General features: G+C 70.8%; 7 protein-coding genes. 2 read left to right on the top strand and 5 right to left on the bottom strand.

The genetic code is table 11. From position 1 onward, the window contains the following. Nucleotides 1-6: 6 nt before the first annotated feature. The gene (locus ACX9TP_RS39710) at nt 7-615 is read right to left on the bottom strand and encodes a hypothetical protein (protein ID WP_482975882.1); all 609 of its coding nucleotides are present in this window, start codon (nt 613-615) and stop codon (nt 7-9) included. A gap of 184 nt (nt 616-799) precedes the next feature. Then, nucleotides 800-991 (bottom strand): hypothetical protein, encoded by a 192-nt coding sequence (locus ACX9TP_RS39705; RefSeq protein WP_482975881.1) that lies wholly within the window; start codon nt 989-991, stop codon nt 800-802. A gap of 377 nt (nt 992-1,368) precedes the next feature. Between ACX9TP_RS39705 and ACX9TP_RS39700 the strand changes: the two genes are divergently transcribed. Beyond that, nucleotides 1,369-3,204: a S1C family serine protease gene (locus tag ACX9TP_RS39700; RefSeq protein WP_482975880.1), complete on the top strand. Its 1,836-nt coding sequence runs from the start codon at nt 1,369-1,371 to the stop codon at nt 3,202-3,204. A gap of 135 nt (nt 3,205-3,339) precedes the next feature. Here ACX9TP_RS39700 and ACX9TP_RS39695 read toward each other — a convergent pair whose 3' ends face one another. Next, nucleotides 3,340-4,527: an alpha/beta hydrolase fold domain-containing protein gene (locus tag ACX9TP_RS39695; RefSeq protein WP_482975879.1), complete on the bottom strand. Its 1,188-nt coding sequence runs from the start codon at nt 4,525-4,527 to the stop codon at nt 3,340-3,342. Between the two features lie 317 nt (nt 4,528-4,844). Between ACX9TP_RS39695 and ACX9TP_RS39690 the strand changes: the two genes are divergently transcribed. Beyond that, nucleotides 4,845-8,804 carry a myxosortase-dependent M36 family metallopeptidase gene (locus tag ACX9TP_RS39690; RefSeq protein WP_482975878.1) on the top strand — a complete coding sequence of 1,320 codons (3,960 nt, stop codon included), beginning with the start codon at nt 4,845-4,847 and terminating at the stop codon, nt 8,802-8,804. Nucleotides 8,805-8,906: 102 nt separating this feature from the next. Here the strand turns inward: ACX9TP_RS39690 and ACX9TP_RS39685 are convergent, their stop codons facing one another. Together ACX9TP_RS39685 and ACX9TP_RS39680 are read right to left on the bottom strand one after the other, a co-directional pair. After that, nucleotides 8,907-9,161, bottom strand: coding sequence for a hypothetical protein (locus tag ACX9TP_RS39685; protein WP_482975877.1), 255 nt, complete (start codon nt 9,159-9,161; stop codon nt 8,907-8,909). Between the two features lie 12 nt (nt 9,162-9,173). Beyond that, nucleotides 9,174-10,163, bottom strand: coding sequence for an FAD binding domain-containing protein (locus ACX9TP_RS39680; RefSeq protein WP_482975876.1), 990 nt, complete (start codon nt 10,161-10,163; stop codon nt 9,174-9,176). Nucleotides 10,164-10,176 lie beyond the last annotated feature (13 nt).

Here is a 10,176-nt window from a genome sequence, read left to right as displayed (position 1 = left end):
CGCGGCTCAGGCAAAGGCAGTCTGCGGATTGGACTTCGCGCGGCCGACCTCCTCCAGCGTCAGCTCGTTGAGCTGGACGATGCGGGTGGGAGCGATGTCGAGGATGAAGTCGGCGTCCTCCGTCGCCAGGGCCTGGTCGATGAGCCGCGCCGTGTAGCCCACGTGCCGCGACTCGTCCCACATGAGCCGGTCGAGCATGCGCGTGAGGCGCTCTCGCGACTCCTCCGGGCAGTACGTCATGAGCACCGGGCGGGCCAGCAGCTGGTTCACCAGGGTGCGAATCTCCGCGACATTCATCTGGAGCAGGTTGTCCAGGACGGCCTGGCCGCTGTACGGCGACAGCCGCTCCGGCCTGTCGCCGAACCGGTAGATGGGCGCGAGCGTCTTGAACTCGGCCCGGAGCGCCTCGGTCACCGTGCCGGGGAAGATGCGCTCCACCATGCTTTGATACATCCGCGAGTGCCGCGCCTCATCCATGGCGTGTTGCTGGATGAGCACCGAGACGTCTTCGTCGGGCGTCTTCCCGGCCAGGTGCCAGAGCTTTCCGGAGCCCCAGCCCTCCGTGGACGCATTGCCCACGATGATGTTCGCGAACCACTCGGGATTGCGCGCCATCTCCCGGAACTGGTCGCCGTACCAGGCGGCGCTGAAGGGGGGAGGATGCGCCTCGAAGGTGCTCCTGAGGCATTCGCTATAACGCTCGAGCGGTCCGACTCCGTGTTGCCCGAGCGATTCGAGGGTGATTTCAGCAACGACATTCATGGACGCATCCTCCCTGTCTTCTCTTCACGGGTCCGGGCTACAGGTGCTCAGGCGCGAACGGGGCGTTGCGCGCGAAGTAGAGGCAGTCGAACCCCACGGCGCGGCCGGCGCGGACGGCGGTCTGGATGTTCATCCTGCCGCTCGACGACTGGCGCGACGCCTCGATGGACTTCAGCTCGGTCTCCTTCAGGTCGAAGGAGATCTGGGACGACTCGTGTCGGGTCTGCATGAAAGGCACTCCTGATGTATGGGTATGGGTTGGGTTGGGTTCACGACTCGAAGGGGTTTCGCGTGTGTCAATCCATGGGAGACCTCCTGGTGGGGGAGGGGGGTGGAGTCCGGGTTTCTTGGAGTCAGGCGCGGTGGCGGTGAATGGCCTTCCGCGTCCTTCACCTGAGTTGAGTCCGCGAATGCGGGCGTGTGACGCGGCGACGTGACAGCGTTCGCGGGGGCCACGGGAGCGCCGCACCTCGCCTGGTCGCGGTGGGAGGGTGGAGCGCGCCCCATGCCCGGCTGCTTCCACCCCGGGAGCCAACCGCGCTCTCTCTTCAAGGAGAAGTCCAGCTATCCTCGCGCCTGGCAGGTGGCCGCGGGGACATGGCGAAGATGTCGGAATCGGTCGAGGTGAGGTGCCTCCGGTGCGGTGCGCCGGATGCGGGGGAGCGCGCGCGCTGCGTCTGTGGGGCCAGCCTCCTGATGGACGTGGTGCTGAAGGACGCCGTGGGGGACGAGCGCCAACGCTTCGGGCTCGCGCGAGCGCTGGCCCTGCTCGGCCCTCCGGCGCCCTCGTTCTCCGAGGCGCGGGTGGCGCTGGCGCTGCCGGGCAACCGCGTGGTCCGCGGCGTCTCCAGCGCCTTCGCGCAGAGGCTCCTGGGCGTCCTCTCCGAGCATGGCGCCGACGCGTACCTCCAGCCCTCGGAGGCGCTCGGGGCCACGCCCCGGCGCTCATCGCGAGTGGCCCTCGTCACGGCGCTCGGCGTCCTCGTGCTGGGGGGCGTCGCGTTCGGCGCGTGGGCGACCCGCTCGCCCATGCTCCGGCAGGCGACGCGGCAGCTCTCCGGCTGGGACCCGGGCGCGACTGGCCAGGAGGCCGGGAAGGCTTCAGGGGAGGAGGGCGCCCTGCCCACGCAGGACATCGCGAAGCTCGCCTCGCCGAGCACGGTGAGCCTGCGGTGCGAGGGCAAGACGGGCTCCGGCTTCTTCGTGGACACGGAGCTGGTGCTGACCAACGAGCACGTGGTCTGCCCGGCCGGGAAGCTGATGACGGTGATGCTGCCGGACGGGCGCCAGCTCCTCGGGGAGACGCTGAAGACCGACGTGGACCTGGACCTCGCCACCGTGCGCGTGGTGGGGGCCAAGGCGACGCCGCTGAAGCTGGGGGACGTCACGCGCCTGGAGCCGGGAGACAGGCTCGTCTTCATCGGCAGCCCCAAGGGGCTGGACTTCACCGTGCACGAGGGGAAGGTGGGCTTCGTGGGCCGGGAGTACCTGGGCACCGGCTACGTGCAGTTCAACGCGTCGGTGAACCCGGGCAACAGCGGCGGGCCGCTGCTCGACGGGCGCGGCGAGGTGGTGGGTGTCGTCTCCATGAAGGTCAACGACGCGGACGGCATGGGGCTGGCGCTGCCCATCCCCTATGCCAGCAAGCTCGTCACCGTCCCCACCACGCCCGAGTCGACGGCGCGCTGGGAGGCGCTGCTGGCGCGGGTGGCCCGCGACGAGCAGCGGGAAATCCAGCGCTACCAGCAGGAGACGGCGGAGCCGGTGCTCCTGTCGGTCCGCCGTGTCGAGCAGCTGGGCCTGGTGGCGCTGCTCATCGAGCGCTTCGACGCGCCCCCGCGCCGCGTGTTGCGCCGGATGGAGCTTGAGGCCGAGGGAAAGAAGTGCTCGCTGACGGTGGACTTCGAGTACTGGCGGCCGGTGCGCGACACGATGTCCGCGGCGGAGGACTCGCGGCGCCTGCGCTGGTTCGCGGCGCGAGGGCTGTCGGAGGGCATCCACGTGGGGGCGGCGCGGCTGCCGGTGGAGGACTGCTCGCTCCTCGCCGGGGCGGGGAATGCCTCGCTGAAGCTGGAGGGCGCGGGCGAGGATGCCGAGCGCTTCGACGTCCCGATGAAGGACTTCCACGCCTCGCGCGAGGAGTGGAAGCGCAACAAGGGCGGCATCCAGATGTGGCAGCAGAGCCTCTGGCAGCGGCGCGAGGAGGCGGACCGCTCCCGGCAGGAGGCTGACGGGTGGCGCAACAACTTCAGCCGGGCGCGGGCCCGCATCGCCACGCTGGAGGAGGAGAAGCGCAAGCTGCTGGCGGACGAGGCCGCCGGAGGCGCCGCCACGAAGCGCCGCTGGGAGGTGGAGGTGGAGCTGAAGCTCGCCCAGGGACAGCTCGCGGACCTGGAGCGGTACGCCACCGAGAAGAGCGTGCCCGCCTCCTGGCGGCAGTAGGGCTCGCCGAAGACGCACGCGCGCACCTGGGGTGGATGACCCCGAGCCATGTCGGCTTCGTCCTGGGAGGCAACCGGGGCTCCCTCCACTTCGACATGGACGCGGAAGGCGGCGTCCACGCGGTGGAGCCCTGACTCAGGGGCGGGGGCCGGCGGGCACGTGCTGCTGGAGGAACCGCCCCACCACGGCCTGCGCGAGCTGGCGGCCGAAGCCGCCGTCCCAGACGTCGAAGGCGTGCTCCGCGTACGGCAGCGTGAAGAGCTGGTGCCGCACGCCGGCCTGGGTGAGCCGCGCGGCCAGCACCTGTGAGGCGTGGAGCGGCACCACGGTGTCCGCGCCTCCGTGGACGAGGAGCGTGGGCGGGGCTTTCGGGCCGGCGTGCGTGAGCGGGGAGAGCAGCGCGTACAGGTCGCGGTGTCCCTCCAGCGGCACGCCCGTGAAGCCCTCCAGCACCCGCCGCGAGCCCGCACGGTGCCCGGCGTGGGCGGCCAGGTCGCTGGGGGCGTAGAAGCTGATGACCGCCTTCACTGACGTGTCGGGTGCGTCGCAGGACGCGGGAAGCCGCGCGTCGCCCGAGGCGTAGGCCACGAGGGTGGCGAGGTGCCCGCCCGCGGACTCGCCGAAGAGGACGAGCTGGTCCGGGTCGATGCCGTAGTCGGCGGCGTGGGCCTTCACCCAGGCGATGCCGCACCGGAGGTCTCCCGGGGCCTTCAGGCCGGAGGCGGGTGGGAAGAGCCGGTAGTCGAGGCTGATGACCGGGTAGCCCAGCGAGGTGAGGAAGCCGGCCCACGCGCGGGCGTAGGCGCGCTCGCCCCCGCTCCAGCCTCCTCCGTGGAGGTAGAGCACCGCGGGCCGTGCGGCGGAGGACGGGGCCGCGGGGAGGAACACGTCTGCATGCAGCTCGATGCCGTCGACGGTGGCGAAGCGCACCGTCTGGCTCGGGAGGGGCCGCCGTGCCACGAGGGGACGGAAGTACTCACGGAGGCTGAGTGGAATGCCGTGCGTCCGCGCCAGCCACCACGTGGACACGGCGGGCATCAGCGCGGTGTAGAGCAGCAGCAGCACGGCGGCCGCCGAGCCCCAGCGCAGCCAGCCCCACTTCCCGGACTGAATCACGCAGGCGGTGAGCAGCGCGGACACGAGTACCGGCAGCAGCAGGAGGAGGCTGTACTCCCGCAGGATGCCCTTGAGCAGATTCACCAGCGAGGGCGCCCAGGGCGGCGCGAAGAACACCGCCACCAGCAGCAGACAGCCCACGGGGTTCAGGACCGCCAGGAACGTGAGCAGTGCAAGAAGGCGGGAGGCGCGGAACAGGCGTTTCATCCGGAAGGTGTCGGGTCGTTCGCGGTGGAGCGCTCATGCTGACCGGTGTGGAGGTCCACGCCAATTCGTATGAGCGCGTCTTCGGCCGAAAAGCAACCGGGGCCCTCTGCATTTCGGGTGTACGCCCCGTGAAGCCAGGGGGTGGTTGCAGTTTGATTGCCTCATGAGCTTGCATTGCGCCGTTTCTCCTAGAGTTGGAGGGGGCCGGACTCAGGAAAACGGGAGTGTGCAAGGTGATGCGCAGTCTGTTGGTAGCTACGACAATCTTTGTGGCGGTAGGGGGACAACCTGCTCATGCAGCCCGGGAGCTTCCCACGGTGGATGCCTTTGCGCGCATCCCTCCGTCCGGGAGCGAGCCGAGCGCCCGTGAGCGGGCGAAGGGCGTGGACGTCGCGCACGAGGAGCCCCGGCTGGGCGTCCCCACCTTTGTCTGGGGTGTGCGCGCCGCGCAGCCCGGCGCGAAGAGCCTCCGGCCGGTGCCGCCCGAGCAGGTGGCGCGGACGTACCTGGGCGAGCAGGCCGAGCTGTACCGGCTGGGCCGCACCGACGCGCCGCACATCCCCCTGCGGGGCGTCCACCGCGCGCGCAACGGCGCGAGCATCGTCACCTTCGGGCAGGAGGTGGAAGGCATCGAGGTCTTCCGCCAGTCGCTGAAGGTGCTGCTGGGCCCGGACAACCAGCTCGTCGCCATGTCCGGCCATCTGAGCCCGCAGGCCTCCAGGCCCGGGCTGGAGAAGGGCGCCGCGGCCTTCGCGTTGGAGCCGCGTGAGGCCATTGCCCGAGCCTGGAGGGATTTGCACGGCGACCCGCTCCCCGCGATGAGCCTGTCGCTCACGGGGCGCGCCCAGGGCCCCTACAGCCACTATGCGCTCACCCCCGGGCCGCGCCTGGTGACGTTCTCGTCCCCCGCGCGCGTGAAGCAGGTCTTCTTCCCGCTGCCCGACGCGCTGGTGCCCGCGTACTACGTGGAGCTGGACACCACCCCCGTCACCGCGACGGACGGCGACCAGTACGCCTACGTCATCTCCGCGGAGGATGGGCAGGTGCTCTACCGGCACGACCTCGCCTCCCACCAGAGCTACACCTACCGCGTGTGGGCGGACCCCCAGAGCCCCCACATCCCCTATGACGGTCCGCAGGGCAACGCGGCGACGCCGCACCCCACGGGCCTGCCGGACGGCTACCAGGCGCCCTTCGTGGCGCCCAACCTCGTGACGCTGCAGAACTCGCCCTTCAGCCGCAATGACCCGTGGCTGCCCACGGGCGCCACGCAGACGACGGGCAACAACGTGGACGCGTATGTCGACCTCGTCCCGCCCAGCGGCTTCGGCGTGGGGGACCTGCGCGGCAGCCTCAACGGGTCCGGCATCTTCGGCGACGGGTATGATTTGCTGCTCTCGCCGAGCGTCACGGACGCGCAGCAGATGAGCTCGGTGGCGCAGATCTTCTTCGTCACCAACTTCCTGCACGACTGGTACTACGACTCCGGCTTCGACGAGGCGTCGGGCAACGCGCAGACCGACAACTACGGACGAGGGGGGCTCGACGCGGACTACCTCCGTGCCGAGGGACAGGACTACGTCGGCCGCAACAACGCGAACATGTCCACGCCCGCGGACGGCGCGCGGCCCCGGATGCAGATGTTCGTGTACGACACGAAAGGGCTCCGGGCCGTGGACGTCTCGTGGGAGCACCCGCTGGGAGGCCGCTGGCCGACGGGCGTCGCCGCCTTCGGGCCCCAGCAGTTCAACGTCACCGCTCCCGTGGCCGTCGCCGAGGACGGCGTGGCGAGCCCCGTTGGCACCGTGGCGGACGCGTGCGAGCCGCTGACCAACGCCGCCGCCGTGGCAGGAAGGATTGCCCTCGTGGACCAGGTGGGCTGCCCCTTCACCGTCAAGGCCGTGCACGCCCAGGCCGCCGGCGCCGTGGGCCTCGTCATCATCCCCGAGGGGGAGTTCGCGTCGGCGTTCACCGTGCCCGGCCGGGACTCTTCCGTCACCATCCCCGTCGTCTCGGTGGAGCAGTACCTGGGGGCCTGGCTGCGCTCCCAGCCTCCGGAGCGCTTGACGCTCCTGCGGCAGGGGGCGGACCGCGACGGCACGCTCGACAACACCATCATCGCCCACGAGTGGATGCACTACATGTCCAACCGCCTCATCGGCAACGCCAGCGGCCTGACGAACAACCAGGGCCGCAGCATGGGCGAGGGCTGGGGCGACTTCGCGGGCCTGCTGATGGTGGTCCGCGAGGGCGATGACCTGCTGCCCTCCAACGCGAACTTCAACGGCGTCTACGCGCGTGGCTCCTACGTCAACAGCGGCGGTGCGAACCAGGGCTATTACTGGGGCAGCCGGCGCTACCCGTACACGACGGACCTGACGAAGAACCCGCTCACCCTGCGCTACATCCAGAATGGTGTCCCGCTGCCCGAGGGCATCCCGGTGAACTTCGGCAGCTCCGGTGTGAACAACGCGGAGGTCCACTCCTCGGGCGAGGTGTGGGCGGTGACGCTGTGGGAGTGCTACGCGGCGCTGCTGCGGGACAAGCAGCGCCTCACCTTCGCCCAGGCCCAGCAGCGGATGAAGGACTACCTCGTCGCGTCGATGAAGCTCACCCCCAACGCGCCCACCTTCCTGGAGGCGCGCGACGCGCTGCTGGCGGTGGCCTATGCGGAGGACCGGGCGGACTACCTCCTCTTCGCCCAGGCCTTCGCGAAGCGCGGCGCCGGGACGCGGGCCGTCGCGCCCCTGCGGGACTCGACGGACCATTCCGGCGTGGTGGAGAGCTTCACCACCGGCAAGGACGTGGTCCTGGCCAGCGTGGAGGTGCTCGAGCAGCCGGGGACGCCCGCGTCGTGTGATGACGATGGGGTGCTCGACACGGGCGAGACGGTGCGCCTGCGGATGTCGCTGCGCAACAGCGGCACCGACCGGCTGACGCAGACGAGCGTGACGCTCTCCAGCGACACGCCGGACCTGTCCTTCCCGGAAGGGACGACGGTGTCCGTGCCTCCCACCGACCCGCTCCAGCTCGTCACCGTGGAGGTGCCGGTCCGGCTCTCCGGCCCGGCCACCCCGCGCGTCATCTCCCTGACGCTGACGTACCGGGACGCGGACCAGACGGTCCCCGGGGAGCAGTCGCGGACCCTGACGCTGCGGGTGAACACCGACGAGCTGCCGGGCACGGGCATCGTGGAGACCGTGGACCCGGTCCACCACCCGTGGATTCTGGAGGAGACGCCGTATCCGGGCGCCTTCCCGTGGACGCGGGAGCACGACGCGGGGGACCAGGACTGGTACTTCCACGGTCCGGACAACCAGACCAACTCGGACGTCCTCCTCGTCTCGCCGCCCCTCGAAGTCTCGGCGACGGGCGCGTTCCGCTTCACCTTCCAGTACCGCCACTCCCTGGAGGACTTCTACGACGGGGCCGTCATCGAGCTGAGCGAGGACGGCGGGTGGACCTGGACGGACATCGGCTCGTTCCTGAGCCCGTCCTACACCACGTTCATCGAGCCGGATGGCGGCAACCCCCTCGAGAACCGGATGGCCTACAGCGGTAGGAGCGAGGGCTATCCCGCGTTCGTCCAGGGCGTGGCCGACCTCGGAACCGCCTACGCCGGCAAGACGGTGCTCATCCGTTTCCGCATCGGCACGGACGTGAGCGTCGGCGCGGCGGGCTGGGACGTGGATGACATCCAGTTCGAGGGACTGGTGAACACCCCGTTCACGACGTTCGTCCCCCACCGCGGCCTGTGCAGGAGCATCAACCATCCGCCGGTGGCGAACGCGGGGCCCGCTCAGGAGCGCTATGAGGGCCTCATCGTCCAGCTCGCTGGCAGCGGCACGGACCCCGAGGGCGCCGCGCTGACCTACGCGTGGACGCAGACGGCGGGGCCGGCGGTGGTGCTCGCCAACTCGAGCTCGCCACGGCCCCTCTTCCGCGCGCCGGCGGTGACGAGGGACACGGACTTCACCTTCCAGCTGCGCGTCCACGACGGTGTGAATGTGAGCGCCCCGTCGTCGGTGACGGTGCGGGTGCGAAACGTCCCCGGGGGCTTCCCCGTGTCGTTGGACAAGCCCACCCCCACGCTCGGCGTGGAGGATGCGGCGAGCGTCACCGGGGCCAGCGGGCCCGTGACGGTATTGGCTCCGGGCTGGGGCTGCTCGTCGGGTCCGGAGGGCTCCGTGCCGGGAGCCGCGGTCATGCTGCTCGCGGCGCTCGGTCTCGCGATGCGGCGTCCCCGCGCGCGGGCCGTGACGCTGCCGAAGCGCTGAGCTGAAGCGGTGGGGACTCGCCGGGCGCTGAGCTGGCCCGGCAAGTCCCGTCCGTAGGGCCAGGGCCCTGGAGGCCGGCGGGGAACCTTCAGCCCGGCCGGCTCACTCCAGAATCCGGCCGTCCTCGGAGTCCTGCCTGGGCTCCCGGAAGCAGGCCCGGGCCCCGCCACAGGAGTGCGGGTGCACGAGGTCGTCATCCGGGCCCACGCTTTCGCCCGTGTCGACACACCAGAACGTCGCCGTCGACACGTAGCCCGCGTCCCAGTCCACCACCGCCTCGTACCGGTAGCCCGGCGTTCCCTTGGAGCGCAGGCGCCGGCAGACGGCCGGCGGCTTCTGCTCGCCACCCGAGTCCATGCGCGCGCGCCCTCAGGCCTTCGCCGCGGCGAGGACCGTCCTGCGGACCACCGCTTCGAGGACGGGCACCTTGTAGGCGTTCTTCGACAGCGGCGTCGCCCCGCTCACCGCCGCCTTCGCGGCCTGGCGCGCGAGCGCCTCATCCAGCGGCTTGCCCACCAGGAGCTTCTCCGCCTCCGTCGCACGACGAGGCGTCGGCGCCACCCAGCCCATGGCAATCGCCGCCTCGCGCACCACCTTGCCGTCCATGCGCAGCACCACCGCGACGTCGCAGATGGGCCAGTCGTAGCTCTCGCGCTCCCCCTGCTTGTGGTACGCGGCCTTGGTTCCCGACGCGAGCGCGGGGAGGCGCACGCGCGTCAGCACCTCGTTGGGGGCAATGACGGTGTCGCGCGGGCGCTTCATGTCCGGCGGCAGCAGCAGCTCGGACACGGGCACCGTGCGCGTCCTGCCCCCGGGGCCGGTGAGCTCCACCGATGCCCCGTAGGCCACGAGCGCCGTGGCCGGCGTGGAGGCGTGCACCATCACCGTGCGCTGGTTGTCGAAGATGGCGTGGTACTGGTTCTCGCCTTCACGCACCCGCTCGACGTCGTTGCCGCCGGTCTGATGGAAGTGCTCACTCCGGAAGTACCAGCAGCGGGGCCGCTGGAGCAGGTTGCCTCCCATGGTGGCGGCGTTGCGCACCTGGGGCGTGGCCGCGTGCTCGGCCGCGTCCGCGAGCGCCACGTAGCGCCCGCGCACCTCGGGCTCGCGGGCCACGCGCGCCAGTGTCACCAGGGCGCCCAGCTCCAGGCCCTGCTTCGCGTCGAAGCGCACGCCGTCCAGGCCCTTGATGGACCTGAGGTTCACCACCCGGTGCGGCGAGACGACGCCGTTCTTCATCAGGTCGAGCAGGTCCATGCCGCCGGCCTTCGCCATGACGGGCTGGCGCTCGCTCGACTCTCCCAGCAGGGAGACGGCCTGCTCCACGGATTCCGCGTCGACCCACTCGAAGCTCTGCATGCTTCCTCCGAAT

The organism is Pyxidicoccus sp. M15 (assembly GCF_056858435.1).
Note: the sequence above shows the minus strand (reverse complement) of the source record. Positions and strands in the feature narration are given on the sequence as shown.

Coding starts and splice junctions, on each gene's coding strand:
- ACX9TP_RS39710 (WP_482975882.1), bottom strand. CDS start 615: ATGGCGCGCAATCCCGAGTGGTTCGCGAACATCATCGTGGGCAATGCG.
- ACX9TP_RS39705 (WP_482975881.1), bottom strand. CDS start 991: ATGCAGACCCGACACGAGTCGTCCCAGATCTCCTTCGACCTGAAGGAG.
- ACX9TP_RS39695 (WP_482975879.1), bottom strand. CDS start 4,527: ATGAAACGCCTGTTCCGCGCCTCCCGCCTTCTTGCACTGCTCACGTTC.
- ACX9TP_RS39700 (WP_482975880.1), top strand. CDS start 1,369: ATGTCGGAATCGGTCGAGGTGAGGTGCCTCCGGTGCGGTGCGCCGGAT.
- ACX9TP_RS39685 (WP_482975877.1), bottom strand. CDS start 9,161: ATGGACTCGGGTGGCGAGCAGAAGCCGCCGGCCGTCTGCCGGCGCCTG.
- ACX9TP_RS39680 (WP_482975876.1), bottom strand. CDS start 10,163: ATGCAGAGCTTCGAGTGGGTCGACGCGGAATCCGTGGAGCAGGCCGTC.